13 protein-coding genes and 2 pseudogenes are annotated in these 21,641 nt (G+C 59.4%); 10 read left to right on the top strand and 5 right to left on the bottom strand.

The window, feature by feature from the left end:
* The first annotated feature begins 43 nt into the window (after positions 1-43).
* The 5 genes from AC1DWA_RS12960 to AC1DWA_RS12940 all read left to right on the top strand — a co-directional run bounded on the left by AC1DWA_RS12960 (position 44) and on the right by AC1DWA_RS12940 (position 8,116).
* Positions 44-1,516 (top strand): 3-oxoacid CoA-transferase subunit B, encoded by a 1,473-nt coding sequence (locus AC1DWA_RS12960; RefSeq protein ID WP_095887234.1) that lies wholly within the window; start codon positions 44-46, stop codon positions 1,514-1,516.
* 258 nt (positions 1,517-1,774) lie between these two features.
* The gene (locus AC1DWA_RS12955) at positions 1,775-2,983 is read left to right on the top strand and encodes an MFS transporter (RefSeq protein WP_287161669.1); all 1,209 of its coding nucleotides are present in this window, start codon (positions 1,775-1,777) and stop codon (positions 2,981-2,983) included.
* A 1,094-nt stretch (positions 2,984-4,077) separates the two neighbouring features.
* The gene (locus AC1DWA_RS12950; RefSeq protein ID WP_477846395.1) at positions 4,078-5,829 is read left to right on the top strand and encodes an FAD-binding protein; all 1,752 of its coding nucleotides are present in this window, start codon (positions 4,078-4,080) and stop codon (positions 5,827-5,829) included.
* Between the two features lie 110 nt (positions 5,830-5,939).
* Positions 5,940-6,992, top strand: a complete 1,053-nt coding sequence (locus tag AC1DWA_RS12945; RefSeq protein WP_287161663.1) for an LLM class flavin-dependent oxidoreductase — start codon at positions 5,940-5,942, stop codon at positions 6,990-6,992.
* A 158-nt stretch (positions 6,993-7,150) separates the two neighbouring features.
* On the top strand, positions 7,151-8,116 hold the full coding sequence (locus tag AC1DWA_RS12940) for a phosphotriesterase family protein (protein WP_415394803.1): 966 nt from the start codon (positions 7,151-7,153) through the stop codon (positions 8,114-8,116).
* A 578-nt stretch (positions 8,117-8,694) separates the two neighbouring features.
* Here the strand turns inward: AC1DWA_RS12940 and AC1DWA_RS12935 are convergent.
* The 3 genes and pseudogenes from AC1DWA_RS12935 to AC1DWA_RS12925 all read right to left on the bottom strand — a co-directional run.
* Positions 8,695-9,972, bottom strand: a pseudogene (locus tag AC1DWA_RS12935) (IS256 family transposase); the annotation flags it as partial.
* A 616-nt stretch (positions 9,973-10,588) separates the two neighbouring features.
* Positions 10,589-11,341 carry a TetR/AcrR family transcriptional regulator gene (locus tag AC1DWA_RS12930; RefSeq protein WP_095887230.1) on the bottom strand — a complete coding sequence of 251 codons (753 nt, stop codon included), beginning with the start codon at positions 11,339-11,341 and terminating at the stop codon, positions 10,589-10,591.
* A gap of 169 nt (positions 11,342-11,510) precedes the next feature.
* A complete protein-coding gene (locus AC1DWA_RS12925) occupies positions 11,511-14,771 on the bottom strand; it encodes a protein kinase domain-containing protein (RefSeq protein WP_477916695.1) in 3,261 nt (1,086 codons plus the stop codon).
* 444 nt (positions 14,772-15,215) lie between these two features.
* On the opposite strand from AC1DWA_RS12925, the gene AC1DWA_RS12920 reads away from it, so the two are divergent.
* The 4 genes and pseudogenes from AC1DWA_RS12920 to AC1DWA_RS12905 all read left to right on the top strand — a co-directional run bounded on the left by AC1DWA_RS12920 (position 15,216) and on the right by AC1DWA_RS12905 (position 18,259).
* Complete coding sequence (locus tag AC1DWA_RS12920; protein ID WP_415394801.1) at positions 15,216-16,175, top strand: alpha/beta hydrolase; 960 nt, start codon at positions 15,216-15,218, stop codon at positions 16,173-16,175.
* A 152-nt stretch (positions 16,176-16,327) separates the two neighbouring features.
* Positions 16,328-16,560 (top strand): annotated as a pseudogene (locus tag AC1DWA_RS12915) (AMP-binding enzyme); the annotation flags it as partial.
* 257 nt (positions 16,561-16,817) lie between these two features.
* Positions 16,818-17,618: an enoyl-CoA hydratase/isomerase family protein gene (locus AC1DWA_RS12910; protein ID WP_095887227.1), complete on the top strand. Its 801-nt coding sequence runs from the start codon at positions 16,818-16,820 to the stop codon at positions 17,616-17,618.
* A gap of 173 nt (positions 17,619-17,791) precedes the next feature.
* The gene (locus AC1DWA_RS12905) at positions 17,792-18,259 is read left to right on the top strand and encodes an ArsR/SmtB family transcription factor (protein WP_179300771.1); all 468 of its coding nucleotides are present in this window, start codon (positions 17,792-17,794) and stop codon (positions 18,257-18,259) included.
* Positions 18,260-18,447: 188 nt separating this feature from the next.
* On the opposite strand, the gene AC1DWA_RS12900 is transcribed toward AC1DWA_RS12905, so the two are convergent.
* Complete coding sequence (locus AC1DWA_RS12900) at positions 18,448-19,284, bottom strand: mycofactocin-coupled SDR family oxidoreductase (RefSeq protein ID WP_095887225.1); 837 nt, start codon at positions 19,282-19,284, stop codon at positions 18,448-18,450.
* A 492-nt stretch (positions 19,285-19,776) separates the two neighbouring features.
* Here AC1DWA_RS12900 and AC1DWA_RS12895 point away from each other — a divergent pair, with 492 nt between their 5' ends.
* The gene (locus tag AC1DWA_RS12895; RefSeq protein ID WP_477846393.1) at positions 19,777-20,427 is read left to right on the top strand and encodes a TetR/AcrR family transcriptional regulator; all 651 of its coding nucleotides are present in this window, start codon (positions 19,777-19,779) and stop codon (positions 20,425-20,427) included.
* Between the two features lie 250 nt (positions 20,428-20,677).
* Here the strand turns inward: AC1DWA_RS12895 and AC1DWA_RS12890 are convergent, their stop codons facing one another.
* On the bottom strand, positions 20,678-21,469 hold the full coding sequence (locus AC1DWA_RS12890) for an enoyl-CoA hydratase/isomerase family protein (RefSeq protein ID WP_095887223.1): 792 nt from the start codon (positions 21,467-21,469) through the stop codon (positions 20,678-20,680).
* Between the last annotated feature and the right edge of the window lie 172 nt (positions 21,470-21,641).

Here is a 21,641-nt window from a genome sequence, read left to right as displayed (position 1 = left end):
CTGCGCCAGAACGACTGTGCTATCGAATGTAGGGAGATTGTGAATGGACAAGGTTGTCGGCACTTTCGCCGAAGCGCTCGACGGAATAGACGATGGAGCCAAGTTATCGGTGGGCGGCTTCGGCCTGTGCGGCATTCCGAGTCTGCTGATCGCAGGTCTCTTGGAAAAGGGCGTCCGCGATCTTGTGACCGTGTCGAATAACTGCGGGGTCGACGACTGGGGGCTCGGGTTGCTGCTTCGCGAGCGGCGGATCAAGCGAATGGTGTCCTCCTACGTCGGTGAAAACAAGGAGTTCGAGCGGCAGTTCTTGGGCGGTGAACTCGAGGTGGAGCTTGTCCCACAGGGGACATTGGCTGAGAAGTTGCGCGCCGGCGGTGCCGGGATTCCTGCGTTCTATACCGCGACCGGCGTGGGCAGCCAGGTCGCTGAAGGGGGTTTGCCCTGGTTGTTCGGCCCGGACGGTGAGGTGCTCGAGCAGAGCCCGCCGAAGGGGACGGAGCAATTCGACTTCAACGGTCAGCGACGCACTTTCGTGCTCGAAGAGGCAATTACGTGCGACTTCGGACTGGTGCGGGCGTGGAAGGGCGATCGGCACGGGAACCTGGTATTCCATAGGTCGGCCCGAAACTTTAATCCGCTGGCGGCCATGGCCGCCAGGATCTCGATTGCCGAGGTCGAAGAACTCGTTGAGCCTGGCGAGCTCGACCCCGACGAGATTCACCTACCCGGCATCTACGTGCATCGCGTGCTCGCGATGACTCCGGCACAAGCAGCTGACAAGCGGATTGAAAAACTGGTTACTCGCAATCGAGTAACGAGTGGTTCGGTAGAAGTTGAATCATCTAGTCGCAGTGATGAATACGGTCAACTACGCATTGGTCTAAGTCGTGATCAGATGGCCGCCCGAGCTGCGCAGGAACTGTCGGATGGCAACTATGTCAACCTCGGCATCGGATTGCCGACTTTGGTTCCAGCCCATGTTCCCGATGACGTCGAGATTGTGCTGCAATCAGAGAACGGAGTGCTTGGCACCGGACCAGCACCGTACGTCGGCGATACAGACCCTGACCTGGTCGATGCCGGCAAAGCCACCGTCACACTTCGCCGGGGCGCATCGATCTTCGATTCGGCTGCGAGTTTCGGCATGATCCGAGGCGGAAAAATTGATGCAGCGATTCTCGGGGCAATGCAGGTCTCGACCACCGGTGACATCGCCAACTGGATGATTCCGGGAAAGATGGTCAAGGGTATGGGTGGCGCGATGGATCTGGTGGGCGGAGCCCGGACAGTCATCGTGCTTATGGAGCACATCGCCAGAGACGGCAGTTTCAAGGTTGTCGATTCATGCACATTGCCGATAACCGGCTTGGGTGTGGTCGACCGGATCATCACCGACCTCTGTGTTTTCGATGTCACAGAACATGGGCTCGCCCTCCGAGAGTTGGCGCCGGGCGTCACACTCGACTACCTCCGCGAGCGCACTGGTGCGCCCTTCACGATCTCGCTGCCAGCCTGAACGAATGAAATCTCCAAGAAGTGGAACATTGAGTAGGTCTTGCCCCCACGTCGGCATGTGCCCTCGGAATTTACCGAAATCAGCTTGATAGGAGGCAGTCATCATTAGGCGCTTGCACAACGGCCAAGCTGAAATACCGTCAGTGGCCGGTGTTGCTGAGATTGTCGGTGTCGCCCTGCACGGACGACTGGACTTCTCACGGTGTGAAGTTGCCGACCAGCCCGTTACGGCCCTGCTGCACTTCGTCAGCGAAGCCCAGTGACCGGCTCCGCGGTCACGGCTCGCGCACAACAGGCCACGGTCCCGGCGTGGGCGATTATTGCGTTGATGGCCGTAATAGGGCTGAACTTGCGTGCCTCGCTCGGCTCGATACCGCCGCTGCTCCAAGACATGACGCGTGACCTACACCTGTCCGGCCTCGCCCAAGGGTTACTGACGTCAGTTGCCGTGGCCTTCATGGGGATTGGCGCGCCGATGGGGCAGAAGGTCGCCGCTCGCATCGGAGTGAACAACGCGATGACCGTAATGCTCGGTGTGTTGTCGATCGGTTGTCTAGCCCGCGTTATCCCAGTGGGTCTGCCACTGTTCCTCGTCTCTTGCATGGTGGTCGGGGCTGGAATGGGCGGAGCCTCCGCTTTGGTCCCGAGCCTGATCATGACTCACGTTGCGCGGAGGCGTGGGTTCGCGTTGGGTCTGTATTCGGTCGGTACCTCGGTGGGCGTGGCGCTCGCAGCATGGATTGCCGTGCCCACCGATGAGTGGCTGGGCGGCTGGCGGCAAGCGCTCGCCCTTTGGGGCGCAGTCGCTGCGGTGACTTTGCTGGTCTGGGCAGGCACAGCGCGGAGGCTTCACGCGGTCCGGCCGGCAGGTCCAGTCGTCGATCATCGACTGCCATGGCGCGCACCGACCGCCTGGTGGATCACCTGGTTCACCGCTTCGGCGATGATGATCGGTTTCAGCGGGCTGGCCTGGGTTTCGCCGCTCTACATCCATCTGGGCGGCTCACAGCAGCAGGCGGCCGGCTACTTCGTGATTTTCCAACTCGCAGGGCTCTTGGCGATGCTGGCACTGCCGGTGCTCGCCGATTACACGTCCGACCGGCGACCGCTACTTGCGCTCGTCGTAGCCTTGTCAGCTGCCGGCATGCTGTGCCTTGTCCTCGCGCCACTGGAGCTCGCTGTACCTGCAATGGTCATGTTCGGGTTTGGCGCCGGCGGTAGTTCGACACTGGCGATGGTTGCACTCGTGGACGTGACGCACACGCAGGCGGACGCTGCGCGGCTCGGCGCCATGGTCATGCTCGTCGCCTACCTCGTCGGCGCGACGGGACCGGCGATGCTCGGCGTGTTGAGGCAGTTCACGGGAAGCTTCACCGCCGGATATGTAGTTCTGCTGGGGCTCGCGTTCGTCTCATTGGCGACGGTGCCGGTGTTTCACCCACGGCGAAGCCTCGAGTTCATGTCCTGAGCCAGAAATTCTCGTCCAGAGTAGGCGTTACCGCGCGAATGCCATGCGGCACCGAAACCTGGATACGAATTAGAATTAGACGGACGATTGATCCGGTAGATCTCTGCGCTTGTCAGCTTTGACGATATTGCCTGGTTTCATCGTTTCCGAATTGGTCTGTCTAGAAGTGGGTCCATGCGTGAACCCGATTCGTCAAGAATCGCGTTGTCGCGAGCGGAAAGAACATTTCCCGGAGTAACCTAGAATTCGATTCTGGTATCCGAAGTATTCGCGACTGCAGGGCTGGCGCCGGCGTGAAGATCGGCTCGGTATCCACTTGATGGCATTCTGTCCTTGTGCAGGCTCTTTAGTGGCGGTAAATCGACAGACTTAACCGTGTCTAAACGAAGCTTGATTCGCTGATCGTAAAAGAATTGAATCAGGATATGAAGTCTCGGGAAAATGTCACGCATGTGCCGTACTTCAGTTTTACGTAAAGAAGGAATCACCGAACTGAGTTTCGATAACCCGCGCCGTAAGAATGATCTCAAGCCTGATTCGATAGTGCCGATCCTCGGCTGCTTAAGGCGGTGCTGTCCACCGAGCGCTCCTTTCCTGCTGGTCATGGTTGAATTCGTCCGGGTTGGATTCGGGCGCGCACTAGACCGCAAGGCCTATGTGGGAGGAAACCACCACGTCGTGATCTCGCGGATGCTCGAAAACTTCGGTAGGTCAGTTCGTGAAAAACCGTAGAGAATTGACCAAGTTGCCTCCCATCTAAAGGTGCGTCGAAATTCTTTTCCGGCCATCATGGGAAGCTTGCAGCATCGACGGAAACGATATCAGTTGCCCTTTGAGTGACTTTATTCAGGTGGTTGTTACAGAACCGTTCAGGGGCCGTTGCAGGGCCGGATAGAGCTCACAATGATCAGTGGCCTGATGGCAGAAGTTACACCATTTTTCTGACACCACCTAAATTCGTTTACACCATTTTTATGACACTCCCTCGATCCACTTACACCATTTTTCTGAAACTTGGGGTTGTCTTTCAGGATGGCGGTCTAGACCCTTGACATGACCGATCAGTTCCTGAATCTTGATGAAACGTCGATTTCATGAGTGCGGAGCTGTGGTGCGGTCCTGTACCGAGTTGGTCCTTTGTTCAGTTTTCGGCGCTTTTGATTTATTCATCTGTTATCAGAAGGAGTCTCATGGTCAAAAGTAATGTCACTGTGAAGCCGCAAAACGATTACGACGTTGTGATTGTGGGCTTCGGTGTGGCGGGAGCGTCGGCAGCCATCGAGGCCGCCGATTCCGGTGCGAGGGTTCTCGTACTCGATCGCGGTTACGGCGGGGGAGCCGCTGCGCTCTCGGGCGGTGTGATCTACGCAGGCGGCGGAACGCGGTATCAGCAGGCAGCCGGTGTGCAAGACAGCCCGCAGAACATGTTCAACTACCTTCGTCAGGAAGCGAACGGTGTGGTCTCAGATGAGACACTCCGCCATTTCTGCGAGACGAGTCCGGCCATGGTTGATTGGCTGGAACAGCAAGGTGCGCAGTTCCAAGGAACGTTGTCGCCGTACAAGGCGTCCTACACGGCCGACACGCACTACCTGTACTACTCGGGTAACGAAACAGCGTGGCCCTACAACCTCGAGGCAGTACCGGCCGCCCGCGGGCACCGGCAGGTTGCAAAGGGCGTAAAAAGTGGGCACACGCTCACCATGAGCTTGTGCCAGTCTGCCATTGCCAAGGGCGTTGAGTTCAAGCCGTTGAGTCGTGTCAGCGAGCTCATCATCGAAGATGGTGCGGTTGTCGGTGTGGTTTATCGGAGTATGAATCCTGACGACGATGGTGGCGACAGCCACCGGAAGCTGAGCAAGGTCGGCGGAAAACTGGGGAACTGGATTCCGCCTATCGGGGCCCGACTCAACGCCAAGGCCGAGAAACTCTGGGAGAAGAACGCCGTTGAAGTCAGCGTCCGAGCCAATGCTGTGATCCTGGCTGCCGGCGGATTCGTACTCAATTCCGAGATGATGGCCAAGCACGCCGGTCCCTTCCAAGACCCGGGCCTGCTTCCCTTGGGCACGGTGGGCGACGACGGTACCGGAATCAACCTCGGGATATCAGCCGGTGGTGTAGCCACCAATCTCGATCGGCTGGCGGCCTGGCGGTTCCTGTCACCGCCGAGCGCCTTCCTCGAGGGTGTGACCGTGGGCCCGACGGGTGCACGAATCATCAATGAGGACGTGTATGGCGCGCGTTTGGCCGAGGTCATGATCACCGAGCATCAAGGGCAGGGCTTTCTTATTCTTGATGCCAAGAGCTGGAAGAAGGCTCGCGGGCAGGTCCGCAAGCAGTGTCGGCAAGCCTTCCAATTTCCGCAAACGATGTATTTGTTCACCGCAGGGCACAAGAAGGCAGACACCTTGGATGCTCTTGCCGCCAAGATTGGCGTCCCGCCGGCTGGTCTTGTTCAGACAGTGCGCGCCTATAACGACGGAATCGCAAGTACGAGCGGCGATCCGGGCCACAAGGCGGCCGGGTTATGCACGGCGATCGAACAAGGTCCGTTCAGGGCGGTCAAGATTTCCATCAAGAATTCGTCGCTGTATCCAGCCACGGTATTCACGCTCGGCGGTCTCAGGGTGGACGAGTCCTCGGGCCATGTCCTTAACAGTGCGGACCAGCCCATCTCAGGGATTTATGCCGTCGGCCGGTGTGCAATCGGAATTTGCTCCCACAGCTATGTCAGCGGTCTGTCACTTGCCGATGGTGTTTACTCGGGCCGCCGCGCTGGTGCACACGCGGCGAAAAGCGCGCAACTTCGCCGGATATCGCCTGTACAAGAAGTAACTGGTACCTGACCGATGTCAGTTAACGCACGAACACATACCTGGATTTGTCATTACATCGTTCATGACGCAGGCCTTGGGATAGGTCGAAATGGACACCAACTACTTCGGATTGGAACGCAATGAGTTCTGCATCTACTCCCCGTTATGGAGTCTTCGCTTTGTCCACCGTTCCGCCGTGGCACAGCCACAACGTAGCGGTGAACAAAGCGCTCGAGCAGATCAAACATGCCGACAAGCTCGGCTTCGAAGATGCCTGGGTGGCCGAGCACAACGGTCGCAAGTTCGGAATCACGGCTTCGGCGCAACTGTTGCTGGCCGCGGCTGCGGCCGCCACGACACGGATTCGTGTCGGATCCGCGGTCTCACGGTTGCCGATGCACCACCCGCTGCGCCTGGCTGAGGACTACGCCTACATTGACCAGTTGAGTAGTGGCCGGCTGAACTTCGGCATCGGCAAGGGTTATGATCCGGTCGAGTTCCAGGCCTACAACATAGACCTGACCGAGCGTGAGGAGCGCTACAACGAGGTCCTCGAAATCGTCATGCAGGCATGGCGGACCGGGAAGGTCAATTTCCAGGGCAAGTACTACCAGGTGCCCGGTGTCGGTGAAACGATCGACGAAGTCGAACTTTTCCCGGAGGTGTTCCAAAAGCCTATTCCGCCGACCTATGTCATGGTCAGTTCGACCGAGGAGTCACTTCGGTCGGCCGCACGCCAAGGTTTCGCGTTCGTGCTCGGCGGTGCGACCCGTGACCAGGTGAAGTCGTTGGTCGAGGTCTACCGCGAGGAGGCACGTGCGGCAGGACACTCGTTCGACGCGATCGATGAAAACCTCTCTCGCAGTTCACAGTTCAAAGCAACCCATGTCGCCGATACCGCCGAGCAGGCCAGACGCGAATTCCGCGAGGGCTATATGTGGTTCGTTGGGGAGAAGAAGAACCGTGCCAAGGTTGGCCTCAGCATCGAGGATCTCACTTTCGAGCAATACGTCGAACGCAAGATGCTCATTCTGGGGTCGCCAGATGACGTCGCGGAGGAAGTGGCATCTTTCCACAGCTACACGGGCCTCGGAGGTCTGGTGCTCTGGTTCGACGGCGGCGGGAGCCAGCCGCAGGAGCAGGTTCTCCAGTCGATGACTACGTTCGCCGAGAAAGTGCGCCCGCAACTCTGACTCTGCGCAATCGAACCGGGGTCGCAAATCGGCCCCGGTTCGATCGCGAGATTTTGGGTGGCGGTCCGAGGCCGGCCCCGCGGATGGCTTGAAGCCGTAGAGATTTGACCACTTGTAGATAGATTCCACAGCTCGCGCGTATGGAGGAATTCACACCGATGGCAAAAGTTCAGACCGTGACCGGAGAGGTCGACTGCCGGCAACTCGGGCGGGTGCTCATGCACGAGCACGTGTTCGTGATAAACCACGAGTATCAGGTCAACTACCCCGAGACCTGGGACGACGACGAACGCACGGCGGACGCGGTCAATAAGCTTGTCGCGCTGAAAAGCGCCGGTATCGACACGATCGTCGACTTGACTGTGCTGGGTTTGGGTAGGGATATCCGACGGGTGCGGGCCGTAGCAGAGAAGTCGCCGGTGACGATCATCGCCGCGACAGGGTTCTATACCTTTGCCGATCTGCCTACCTACCTTCGTGTGCGGGGGCCTGGCAGGATGTTCGGGGGTGAGGAGCCTCTGGTTGGAATGTTCGTGAAGGACATCACGGAGGGCATCGCGGGAACAGGGATCAGAGCGGGAATCCTCAAGTGCGTGACCGATGCTCCTGGTGTAACTCCCGATATCGAAAGAATCTTGCGCGCCGTCGCCCGTGCACATCTCATCACCGGCGTTCCGATTTCCACGCATACCGATGCATTGGCCGAGCGCGGCCTGGATCAGCAGAAGATCTTCGCGGAAGAAGGAGTAGATCTGGGTGCTGTGGTCATCGGCCACAGTGGGGACACTGACGATCTGGATTACCTGCAGCGCTTGATTGATGCGGGTTCCTACCTCGGTATGGACAGATTCGGCCTCGACGGCATCATGACGTTCGAGAAACGAGTGGCCACCGTCGCAGCATTAGTACGGCGCGGATACGCATCGCGAATGGTGTTGTCCCACGACACTTCATGTCACACCCAGAACGTTCCTGACGACTACCGTGCAAAAAACTGGCCCAACTGGCAGTTCCAACACATCGTGGACGACGTCGTCCCCGCATTGCTGAACGCGGGCGTCGCGCCTCGAGACATCGAGACAATGCTTGTGGATAACCCGCGGGAGATTTTCACCGCCGGGTGATTCGGTGGTAACTAGCGGCTATCGGATGATGAAGCGTCACGGCAGAACATGGATAGCGCACGCCCGGAAGCTCCCGGGGGCTTGACGTCGGTCTGTGCGCAAAAGTGCAAGTGGCGCTTCTAATCTCATGCCGCGTCGGCTGGTGAAAGCGGCTTGATTTGGACGGGGAGATCTGTGCCGGCGTCGCGAGGAGCGGCCACGCGGCGGAGTTGTCGAAGCGTGAACCGTCAGCCGTGGGACAACATGTCCGAGCTGGATATGTGTCTACAACCTCGCTACCAGGATCGTATGGCCACCAGCGACAACATTTTTCGTGAGTGAGGCAGTCCGGGCATCCGTGTCGTTCTACTCGACGTCACCCAACACCAGTGCGACGAACTCGGCTGCAATAGTCCCCACTCGGCACGGCGGGACCGCTCCTCGTGCGCCGCCACGACGAGTTAGCGCCGTATTTGTGCCCCTTCTGGATGCAGGTAGCTACTTCGAGCCTGGCACCTTGGGTCTGTCCGAGAAATGGGGTAATTGGCAGGTCGTATTTCGGGTTCTTCGGATTGGATCTGCTGTTGGCGAGCTGTGATGGGCATGCGGTCACCGAACGTGATCGCGAACGCGGTTAGCGCCGGCTGCCAGCGCATGGTCCATCGTTGTTGACCAGTTCCCTTAGGGTCCAGTGACCTGGTGACCAGATACAGGAACTTCAGCGCGGCCTGCTCCGTCGGGAAGTGTCCGTGGACGGTGACCGCACGCCGATAACGCGCGTTCAAGCTCTCGATCGCGTTGGTGCTGCACAGCACTGTTCGGATCTCGACGTCGAAATCTAGAAACGGCACGAACTGTTCCCAAGCGTTGCGCCACCGTTGGCCAATCGCTGGGTAGGCCTTGCCCCACTTGTCCTCGAACTTCTCGAACGCCGCCCACGCGGACTCCCGCGACGGGGCCCGGTAGATCGGCTTGAGGTCCTCGGCGATCTCACCCCAGAACTTTTTCGAGGCGTGTTTGAACGTGTTCCGGATCAGATGGATCACACACGTCTGGATTGTTGTTTGGGGGAAGACCGCTCCGACCGAGTCCGGGAGTCCCTTGAGGCTGTCACAGACAATGAAGAACACGTCCTCGATGCAGCGGTTCTTCAGTTCGGTCAGAACCTGCATCCAGAACTGCGCTGATTCCCCAGCTCCGGTACCCGCCCACAGGCCGAGGACGTCTTTGTGTCCGGCCAGGTCGACACCGATCGCAGCATAGAAGGGCTGGTTGGTGACCTGCCCATCGCGGACTTTGACGTAGACCGCGTCGATGAACACCGCGGCGTAGACCTTCTCGAGGGGACGGGCGGCCCAGTCGGCCATCTCGATAAGGCCCCGGTCGGTAATCTTGGAGATGGTGTCCTTCGACAGCGACGCACCGTAGATCTCCTCGAAGTGGGCAGAGACCTCTCCGGCGGTCAGTCCCTTGGCGACCAACGACAGCACGATCGTGTCGACCCCGCCTAGGCGTCGTTGGCCTTTCTTGAGGATGGCCGGGTCGAAAGTGCCGTCGCGGTCCCGCGGGACGTCGATTTTGACGGGGCCGACGTTGTCGGTCAGTACCGTCTTGACGCGGGTGCCGTTGCGGGAGTTTCCGCTGTCGCGGCCGGTGGGGTCATGCTTGCTGTAGCCGAGGTGCTCGATCATCTCCTCGTCCAACGCGGTCTCGATCACCGTCTTGGTCAACGCCTTCAGTATCCCGTGCGGTCCGGTCATCGCGACGCCGCGGGCACGAGCGGAGCGGACGAGTTCCTGCGTGATCGCCAGCTCCTCGCCTGTCAGCTCGGCGTTGGTTGGATCGACCCGAACTTTCGGTTCGTCGGTGCTCACCATGCGATCCACCGCTGGACCTTGTTGAGGCACTGGGTAAGTGGCCGTCCTTCAGAAGCGACGCAATCGTCCGTGTTAACCATCTGATGAATGGCGACGTTACTGCGGGAGAGCGTGGAACGAGCTTTTGACTTGGGCATTTGACGCACCCTTCCTGGGCGGTCGCCATGAAGGCAACGCCCGATCAACCATGCCGTGTCAGAAAGACTGTACGACCTGTCTACCAAGAAGACAATGCGTTCTCGCATCTCATCGCAATGCTCGCATGGAGCGGACCTTTCGCCCCGATGCGGTTCGTTCCCATACCAATTGGGCTGACGGGACTCGGACGGAGGCGATGCACCGCGCGCAGTCGCACAACGAAGGATGCGGACGCTCAGGTATCACCGCTGCAAGCTGACGGTCGTCGGTGTCGACTACAAGGACATCAGTCAGTGAGCGTCGGTCAGTCCTAATGCCCCGCCTCTGGGTCGCGTCGACGATCGTCGCACCGACAAATAAGTACGGGAAGGGCGTAAGCCGCCACCAAGGCGGATTGCTCGTGCGCATCCGGTGATAAGTTGGTGAAACCGGTTGTGCCTGCATCTCGCAATGAAGTTCTAGGATTCTTGGGAAAAAATCAAGCCTCGTGACCTGCGGTCGTGGCCGGCGGCGAGGTAGGCGGACAGACAGCTTTCATACAGATATCGGCGAGCATTTTCACGAGTTGGTCGTTGGTTAGTCCGGATGAGGACAGCCATGTCCGATTGAGCATCAAGGCCATCAGGCGGATTCGTGCGCTCGCCTCGGATCGACGTTCGGACGGCCAGTTCGACATGAGCAACGGCATGCAGTCGCTGAACTCGACCGGGGTGTTGAACAAGGTTGCGTACTCGGCTCTCTCGGTCGCGAGGACCTCATCGAGTACGAACATCAAGGTTCGATTCTTCTCGAAGTACGACAATCCGTCGCGGACCCAGGCTTCGACGGCCGCTGTATCTCCGGTGGCGAACGCTGGATCGGCCCGCTCGAAGTATGACAAGATCTCGGGTGTCGCATCGGTCATGATCGCCTGCAGGAGATCAAGTTTGCTGCGAAAGTGAAGATAGAACGTCGCCCGACCGACACCCGCCGCGATCGCGATTTCGTCAACAGTCGCCGCGGGGTACGTCGTATGTGCAAAAACATCCATAGCGCCGGCCATCAACCGAGTCCGCGTTACCGCTCGCTGCGCATCGCGCAACGAGACTCGGGCGGGCCGGTTCGGCGTTGTCGTGAGTGGCGCAGCATCGGCTGGGGCGGACTTGGTTGGAAGCTTCGCCGATTCACCTTCGAGCAGTTCGATTGGTGCGGGAGCGCTGTCCGGCCTCCCGGCCGCAATTCGCTTCGCCATGCCAAGAAGCCTACCTTGGCCGGTGTCTGCCTCGAGGTCGTAGCGCAAACCGCGGTGGGTAGGGCGTTGCGCAGCAGCGGGTCTGAACCCTGGCTGGCACCGAGGTCGAAGCCGGTGGCGCGCAGCCGGATCGTGTTTCCTGCTGTGGAGTCCGCATAGCTACTTGTCGCTACCGATCGTTTTGTGTCTGCTCCACCACCCACGCCGCGATCTGGGCGCGGGATGTGAATCCGAGTTTGGTGAGCAGGTGCTCGACGTGTCCTTGTGCGGTTCGCGGTGAGATCACGAGTCGGTCGGCGATCTCCTTGTTGGTCATGCCCTCGGCCACCAGTTCCGCGACTTCCTGTTCTCGTCTCGTCGGAGTCGTCGACGCATGACCGGGCGGGGCCTCCGGGAGTTCCTCACGCAGTGCATACGCGATCGCGGCGTCGAATCCCAGCGACCGGCCCTTCCGATGGGCAGCGTCGAATTCGCGTTGTCCAAGTGCCTGGTGGCATGCTCGATCGGATTCCTCATGGTGGACGAAGAGGGCGGGAAACATGATCGTGACACTGCCGACTTCTCGTACCAGCTCCTCGCCCGCGGCCATCAGAATTACGGCACGACGTGGGTCGTTCTCACTGGCCGCGATCCAGGCCAGCGCCTCGAAACATGTCGGGGCCATGAGGCGGTCTTTCACCTGTCGGCACAGCTGCAGAGAATGCTCGAGCAGCTGTATTGTCCGGGAACGGTCGCCCTGACGCCACATCAAAACTGCCATGGACCACAGTACGTATGACCGGTATACGGACTCTCCGCGTGCCTCGGTGACAGCGAGCACGCGTTCGTAGCATTCGATTGCCTTCCGTATGTCGCCCCCTTGTTCATACGCGATTCCGAGCATGTGCAGAATGCCGATTTGTGGTGCGTCGTCTCCCGGCCCGAACAATTCAAGGGCCCGTTCCAGGCGTGCGCACGCCCGGGGGATGTCACCGTTGAACACCGCCAAGATCCCGTCGGAGTGTGCGATGAAGGCATGGGTCCGTGGGTCGGTGATCCGTGCCGCGAGCCCGCGCCCTTCCTCGGCCAGGTCGGCGCCCGCATCCATGTCGCCCTGCACCTCGGCCAGCACGCTGCTGGAGTACAACGCGATGGCTCGTTCGACCGTCACCTGCCCTGGCTGGCGCGCCAGGAGTCGGTCCAGCCAGTGCCGCGCCTCACTGAATGGCCCACGCGAACTCCAAAACGGCAAGAGAGCGGCGGAGATGCGCAGCCCTGCGTCCGGGCTGTCGGACATGCAGAATTCCAGTGCCTCACGGAAATTCGGCTGCTCTTGCTCGAGTCGCGCGATCCAGTCGAGCTGCCGTGCGCTGATCCACTCGGATTCGGCGTCAAGCGCGAGCTGCTGATACCAATCTCGATGCATGCGACGGAGTTCCAGAAACTCATCGCGCCGCTGCAGTTGTTCCCGGCCGTAGTCACGGAGGGTTTCGAGCAGTCGGAATCGAACCGCACCGTTCGATTCCTCCCGTACGAGGATTGACTTGTCGACCAGGGAAGTCAATGTGTCGAGCACGTCGTCAGGATTCATCCCTGTGCTGCAGACCGCTTCCGCAGCATCGAGTCCGACACTGCCGGCGAACACCGACAGCCGTGCCCACACCAATTGTTCTTGCGGCGTGCACAGGTCGTGGCTCCAGTCGATGCACAATCGAAGCGTTCGCTGCCTCGACGGCGCGCCCCGGTTGCCGCGGGTGAGCAGGGAGTACCGGTCGTCGAGTCGCTGCAGGATCTGCTCTGGCGACATGGCGCGTAGCCGAGCCGCCGCCAACTCGATCGGGAGGGGCAGTCCGTCCAATCGGTTGCAGATCTGTGTGATGACGCTGCGGTTGTCGTCGGTGAGCTCGAAGTGGGGGAGAGCAGTGGCTGCGCGTTCGACGAACAACGTGACCGCGTCGTAGCGGGGGAGTCCGCGAAGCGACGGTTCACAGTTGGGATCAGGAACTGTGAGGGGTGGAACTCGCATGACCGATTCAGCGCCGATCCCGAACGCTTCTCGGCTCGTCGCCAGAATGCGCACGCCCGGGCAGGACCGAAGCAGCGTCTCTGACAGGGAGGCCGCGGCGTCGACTACCTGTTCACAGTTGTCGAGGAGTAGCAGCACCTCGCGGTTGGCGAGGAAATCCAGGAGGACAGTGTTCGGAGACAGGGCCGACTGGTCCCGCAGCCCGAGCGCGGCCACGACTACGTCGACTAGCAGTGACTCGTCGGACAGTTCGCCGAGTTCTACGAGCCAGACGCCGTTTCCGAAGTTCGACTTCGCATTTGCCGCTGCCCGCAACGCGAGCCGTGTTTTCCCGACGCCGCCGATCCCTGTCAACGTCACCAGCCGCGATGAACTCAGCAAGGCTTTCAACTCTGAGAGTTCGCTGCGGCGCCCGACGAAGCTGGTTAGGTCGAGTGGCAGTGTCCCACTGGAGTTGTGGGAGGTGTGCGAGTGGATGTTCGGGCGAAGACGTCGCGGTCCCGAGGGTGGTTCAGGTTGTCCATGCGCGGCTATGTCGTCGGCCGGGATGTCGTGTCGCAGTAAGAGATCGCGAAGCTCCTCGCCGAGTGCGGCTGCCGTTCGGTGTCTGTCGTCCGGATTTGTGGACGTGGCGCGTTCGATCACCGCACATAAGGCGTCGGCGATGCCTTGATCGCGTAGGTCTGGAATGGGCTGTGTCGTGATCTTGATGGACAATGGCTGATCGCTGCGGCGTTCGAATTCGGGATGACCTGTCACAGCGCAGTACAAGGTGGCAGCGAGACCGTAGATGTCCGAGGTGGGGCTTGGAGATTCGCCCGTGAGGATTTCGGGTGCAGTGAACGCGGACGGCACGGTCAGGACGTCGGTCGTGGTCTCGAGATTGCTTGCAATGTAGGCGATCTCGAAGTCGGTGAGCGCAGGCTCGCCGTATTCCGTGAATAGGATGTTCGCGGGTTTCACGTCGCGGTGCACGATTCCGAGTCGGTGCGCGGCTTCGAGTGCGCCGGCTAGTTTTACCCCTAACCTCAATGTGTCTTCCAGAGTCAGTGGGCCGTGCTGGCGGAGTTGAGCATCGAGGGAACTGCGCAACTGGTCTTGCGTCACGAGGAACGGGTGCCCGCTTTCGGTGGCGCCGGCCTGTAGGACGGTGACAATGTGGGGGTGTCCGGCGAGTCGGCCCATTGCCTGTTGTTTCCGGAGGAAGCGCTTCCGGTCGCCGACGTCCAGGTCGGAGAGGATGACGGTGACTGTCACGGTGCGGTTGAGCGAGGTTTGATCGCACCGATAGACCACACTGAAATCGCCACGTTCGATCTCGCGGGCGTTGTCGAATCCCGCGGCACTCAATTCAATGCTGACGTCGGGGACCATGTCACCCCGCGTCCCGAACGGATTTCTGGTCGGCCATCGGCTTCTGTGCACTTCACCCTCTTCGTGTCATCGAAGCAGGTGTGACGTATGCCACCTTGTCGACGATGTTCTCAGGATATCGCTGCCGGGTGGCTGCCGGTAGTCGCCACTCGGAGGGCGGGATTATGTGTCGATGGCGCAAATCTGCGGAACAGCTCCGGGGGGGCTTGGGTCGACGGGCTGCAGCTGTCGCTACTCGTGGCCCTCTTGCTGTCGTGCCGGCCGGGGTCGTGCCGAATTATGGATGTCGACTTCGTAACGACAACGGGCGCTACGGGTTCCATGCATCCAAGAATCGCGCACCGCTGTGCAGGTCGATGCGCTGGAGCTCCATAGTTCGATCATAAACTGCCGTAATCAAACAACTGTCCATTAGTGGTGACAATCGTACAGTTGTCCGTTAGTGTCTCGGTGAGGGCGCTGATCCCAACCCAACACGAGCTTGATAGGACAACGATGTCAACGATCAACATGATGGATCCTGAACTGGCAGCAGCCTGCGCTGTTATCGCTTCCGAAGCCATGGCGAATGGCGGGATCACAATCCCTGAGCGCGGCGACGCGTTAGGGCTTCGGGCCGTCCTCGAAGCCGGGATGGCTGGCGTTCCTTCTCCGCCCTCAACTGGCGTCTCCGTAAGTTCGCACTTCGCCCCGACGCCTGACGGCTCAGAAATTGGATTGCATTTCTACAGCACCGATACCGGGACGACCGACCGTCCAGCAGTCGTGTACTTGCACGGTGGAGGGATGATCTCCGGCAAACCCGACCACTACGACGGAATCGTTCGCTACTACGTGCAGGAGTCGAATGTTCCACTGCTGCTTGTTGATTACCGGCTCGCTCCCGAACAGACAGGCACCTCACTTGCGGAAGACGGATTCACCGGTCTTCAATGGCTTGTCGACCACGCCGATGAACTCGGAGTAGATCCAGCTCGCATTGCCGTCATGGGCGATAGCGGCGGCGGCGGTGTCGCTGCAGGAACTGTGATTCTTGCTCGCGACAGAGGCGTTCCGGTCTCGAAACAAATTCTCATTTACCCGATGCTGGACGACCGAAACACTGAACCGGACCCGATTCTCGAGGGTGCCGTCGCGTGGACCCATGATAACAACTGGACCTCCTGGAGAGCGGTGCTCGGAGCAGACTTCGGCAGCGACAGGGTCTCGCCGATCGCCGCGCCCGCGCGTCTCGAGGACTTTTCGGGTCTTCCTCCTACCTATATCGAAGTGGGTGAACTCGACATCTTCAGGGATGAATCGATTTCGTACGCTCGCAGACTGTACGAGGTGGGAATCTCATGTGAATTGCAGGTTCTTCCTGGTGTAATTCACGGACATGACCGCATGAGTCTGGATATCGGGGTCACCCGTCGCACACTGGCGGATCGCTGCAGGGTCATCGCAGACCTGTAACCGCATTGAGGATCCAACTCAGTTATCTGTTCGGAACCGGATTCTTCTTGCCGACATCGAGCATTCGACCGACTCTCGATGACGGTCCAGCTTGACGATCTCTCGTAGGACGCCCGCCGGCGAATGATGCCGGCGGGATTCGAGTCGTGGCGGAAGGTGTCGAAAACACCGGCGACGTCCTGATCTCCGAACTCAAGGCTCAGGTGTCCACCGACATTAGACCCATCGCCAAACCCCGGCGGATCACCATCGTCCCCGAACTTCCGAACTCCCGAAGACCCGATCCGGCAAGGTCATGCGCCGCATCCTAGGCGACATCGCCGAAGGCCCCGGCCTCGAAGACGCATCAATCCTGTTCGGCCCCAGGGTATTCGACGCAATCTGAGGTAAGTAGGGCCTGCAGCCCCGTGCGCCTTTCTGGTAGTGGGCGCTACCAAAAAGGCGCACAGGGGCGAAGCCCCTCTCGTCGGCGAATTTAGTACGAGCATCCTGTCCGGTGCTGTGTTCTGCAGCTGATTCTTCGATCCGTGACCACGGCAAAGCCGGTCCCATCGTGTGATAGTTTCTGAACAATCGCATCTCTATGCCTCATATTTTCAGGTTCACGTGAGACCCGCGCGACCTACGCACTAGGAGTAACCGATGACGCAATCGGATCCACAGCAGGCTGTGCTCCTGAGCGAGCCAGCCCCTCACGTTCGGTTGTTGACCCTCAATTTGCCTCATCTGCGAAACGCAATGACAGAAGAGATGACTTGGTCCTGGACCGAGGCGCTCGACGCCATTGAGAATGATCGTGATGTACGGGCGTTGGTGGTGACGGGGAGTGGTACGTCGTTCTGCTCGGGGGCGGACCTGTCTTGGCTGGACGACGCTCCTTCGGGCGAACGCACCCCCGATCGGCTGCAGCGAAAGATGGCACCCTTCTACCGCTCTTGGCTGGCGCCCCGGGAGATGCCATTCCCGGTGATCGCGGCGATCAATGGGCCAGCAGTCGGTGCCGGCGTGTGCCTTGCACTAGCCTGCGATCTGCGTTATGCGAGCAACGATGCACTGTTCAAGACCCCCTTCAACTTTTTGGGCACACACGGGGGCATGGGAATCACAGCGCTTTTGCCTGAGGTAATCGGCTACGCCTGGGCGCGGGAGATGCTCTATACGGGCCGTGACGTCTTGGCCGACGAGGCTCTCAGATTGGGTTTGGTAACCGGCGTGCAGGACGATGTACTCAGCTATTCGATTGATGTGGCGCGGACAATTGCCTCGGCGGCACCCATTCCGACCAAGCTGACCAAGATGGGACTCGAGCAGGGGCGCGCAGGTCTGGCGGCTGCCGTGACTTGGGAGTCTCTGGCGCAACCGGTAACGATGGCTACGGCGGATTTGCATGAGGGGATCGCCGCCAGCCAAGAGCGCCGTCGACCGGTATTCACTGGTGACTGAGTGGTCACAGCACGCGCGGCGAATGTGCAGAGTCACTCGTGTGGAAGATAGTCCGGCCAACACGGTTGACTGAGGCGAAACAGTCGCCGGCGTCGAGTTACCGTTGTCACTATTGCTATCTGTTTGATAGTTAACGACATGTTGTGGTTTATGATGGACTCATGCAAGGTGCAATGGAGTGGTCACAAGATCGAACCGATTCCATGTCCGATGCGGGTGTGTCAGTTGGCTCACTGGCTGAGGTCGGTCCGATGGACCTTCTCCGCGCTCTCGGTGACCCGGTTCGTTGGAGCATCGTTCGCCAGCTGTGCGCCGTCTCGGAGTTGCCTTGTAGCACGCTCGAGCACACGTTGAACGTATCCAAACCCACGATTTCATACCACACGAAGATCCTTATACAAGCTGGTCTCATGTACCTCCGCAAAGAGGGTCGTAACAACTTCTACACGCTTCGTCCCGAAGCATTGCACGCACTGCTCGAGGCGATTTCGGTACTTGCTCCGGATATCGCGCCGGTTGATGATGGCGTGCTGAAATTTCCCGCGGCCACAGGCAGGGGACACGGGCAGGCAATGACAGATCACGTGGCTCATCCGGTAGCCGTTGGCGCGGAGCATGTTCCGGTGGTCACTACCTGGTGAGGGAAAGGTCGCGGGGAGCATCGCTCCCCGTGGTTGAGCTGGACGTGCGGTTCTTGTCGGAGGATGCACTCGTAGATTCCAGCCGACCGAGTCCTCCTGATTCTCCTCCAGTGAGTGCCGCAAATCTGTCGCATTCTGCGGCACTCACTTCGGCGTTCGGCTACTTGATGGTGAAGAGGTTGGTCGCGTTATTTCAGCATGCAACCAGCGTCGACCGGCATTGCGACGCCCGTGACGTAGCGCCCTTCATCTGAGGCAAGGAACAGAACGGCGTTGGAGATGTCCACGGATTCCAACCACGACAACGGAAGCGCGTGTGACATGCCGAACCTGTCGGCCATCGTCTCCTTGGTCCGTTCCTCCGGGGTCAAATCGGGCGCATATACCTCGTACATGTAGGGATTTTGAATGATCGGTGTGTCAACCATTGCCGGGTGAACGGTGTTGACGCGAATGTGATCCTGGGCAAGTTCGAGGGCGAGGCTGCGCATCAGACCGACCACGCCATGTTTGGATGCAACGTATGCGCCGGCGTTTTGTGCGCCCCTCAGGCCTGCAACCGAGCTGGTAATGACAATCGCGCCGCCGCCGGCCTCGCGGAGATGCGGGATCGTGGCTTTGGCTGTGTGCCACGCCCCTGTGAGATTGACGTCGATGATTTCCCGCCAGGCATTTTCCTCGAGATTCTCCATACGGGCAGCGCTGAAGATTCCGGAGTTTGCGGCGACGATATCCAGTCGTCCGAGTTGTGCAACACCATCGTTGACGGCCGCCTCCACCGCGCTGAAATCACGCACGTCGGCCTGAGTGGCAACGATGCGCTGGCCGAGGGCCTCAACCAATCGCACGGTTTCTGCCAAATCATCGGGCGTCGCCAACGGATAGTCGACCGAATCCATAGGACTGCAGATGTCGATTGCGATGATGTCTGCACCCTCTTCGGCCAGACGTACGGCGTGGCTACGTCCTTGCCCGCGAGCAGCGCCCGTGATGAATGCGACTTTGCCCTGAACTCTTCCAGTCATTTGAAACCTTCCGGCTTGGGATATGACGGCCATCACGATCTTCGTGGAAACCGCCGTGGGTGAAGTATGATTCGCATCTATATTTAGATACATTTGCAATGATCTAAGTATTCTCGGGGTCTGTCAAGCACCTGTAGTCACCCAACCTCGAAAAATGCAGGCCGTCAGTTCTGGGCGTGCCGCACGGGGATTGGGTGAAATCTTATGCCGATCAACGGCTTTCGGAATCTCCCTGGCTAGGAGTGTGACCGCTGCGTTCGCTTCGAGCCATCCGCGCCGAAAAGCGGTAATTTGAAAGGTCTTTCGCATCCAACGTGTATCCGAGGGTGGCAGAACACGAAGTTAGCCTGACGCTGGTGCGCTCGGAGACAAACGCATGAGTGGCCGTCGTTGGCATCTCATCGCCTTCGTTCTGCGGTGGTTCCGCGAAAACACTAACGGACACCTGTCCGATGTCAGCTGTTAGTGTTTATGAAAAATGGAGGTGACCTCATGGGCTTGACTGGCATTCCACCTGCAGTTTTCATGCGGGAGGGAGATCCGATGGATCCGCGCTCGATGCGGACTCGTCGACAACTATTGGAGGCTTTCGAACAGTTGCTGGAAGCAGACAAGATGCCAACCGTCGCCGAACTCGTTCGTGAGGCCGGAGTGAGTCGGAGTTCGTTCTACGCTCACTTCACGGGGATCGAAGAAGTGGGAGTCGCAGCGCTCCGGTCGATCTTGGACGAATTCGAGCCGGGAGAGGTTCGCAACGTAGATCGTCAGGACGGAGCATCTGCCTCGGTTACTTTCGAAGATTTGTTTGCCCATCTCGGGCAGCATCGCCGCCTGTGTTCTGCAGTTCTAGTCTCCGATACACAGTTGCCGGCGCTTGCCGAACTGAAGACAACGTTGGTAGACCAACTGACCGCGGCTATCCATCAGTCGCCTGGCAAGCCCGGCAGCCTGGACGCGGGGAAGGCGGCGTCGTTCTTGGTCGGGGGAATCCTTGCTATTTTGCTGGAATCGCTGCAGGAGGCCGATCGAGACGACGACCTGAGTGCCACATTGGCTGCGATGTTGCCGGAATGGCTTACGACGGCACGCGCACTTGCTGCACCGATCTTGTTCGCGCCCAAGTCGGAGGCTTCGCTGCAATGAGTTTGCGGTAAAGCACCTACCGCACTAGCAATGACGGTCGAATTCGCTTGCAGGAGAGAGACCCGCGCCGATGTAGCAGCAGCCATGTAGCAGCCACTAGGCCCGAGCGGCGACTATGGCTGCGGCCAGTATCCTGCACTTCCGGCGGCGCAGAACGCTGGTCGTCATAGAAAACGAATTGGCGTTCACACATCCCTGGTAACTATCGCGCAAGGCGCCGCCGGGTTCGAGTTCAGCCGTTACTGCATCTTCACCGGTTGCTGAACGGATCGGGCCAGCCGTTGGCGAAAGCAGGCTCGCGTTTCTCTGCAAAAGCGTGAGCGCCTTCGACGAAGTCGCCGGCGAGCAGTACGCGCTGCATGACCGACTCGTAGTACTTCTGCTGCTCGGCAAGTTGCACGTCGCGCCAGTAGCGTAGTACCTGCTTGGTGCCCCGCACTGCGACCTGCGAGTGTGATGCGATGGCCGCAGCTTTCTCGATTGCTGTGTCGAGGAGTTTCTCGGCAGGAACAACCTTCTGTACCAGTCCAAGACGAAGTGCGTCCTCGGCGGAAAGACGCTCGCCCGTCAACATCAGGTCCATCGCAGCTCCGAAGGGCATCAGACGCGGCAGAACGTTAGCAGCCACACCCGCGAGAAATCCTCGCTTGACTTCGAATACGCCGAACCATGCCGTATCAGCGGCGATTCTGATGTCCGCGCAAATCGCCAATTCGAGGCCGCCCGCAACGGCCAATCCATTGATCGCGGCAATCACTGGCTTCTCGCTTGCGGCGACACCCGCGATGTCCGGTTGGGGAGAGAGCGGAACAGCGTTCTTCGCCGGTCCTGAAGCCATGGCCTTGAGGTCTCCGCCAGCGCTGAATGCTCTTGCGCCGGCGCCGGTAATGATGGCCACCCGTTGGTTGTCGTCAGCGTTGAACTCCCGTAGACCCTCCTCGAGTTCCGACATGATCGCGCCGTTCAAGGCGTTCATCGCCTCTGGGCGGTTCAGCGTGAAGACTGTTACGTTCTCGAGTCTGTCCACCAGCAGATCGTTCATTGCACCATGCCTCTCGATAGTTTGATTGATGCAAAACTGTAGCACGATGGGGTGGGCAAAGTGGGGTGAAAGTAAGCATTCGGAACACTTTTCAGATTTTCATCAAACTAAAACCTTGACTTGTGATGAAAATCATTAGAGGCTTATCGAAGCTTCGAGGATGTGGGGTGGC

The sequence above is a fragment of the Rhodococcus sp. P4_F3_2 genome (assembly GCF_056401335.1).
Note: the sequence above shows the minus strand (reverse complement) of the source record. Positions and strands in the feature narration are given on the sequence as shown.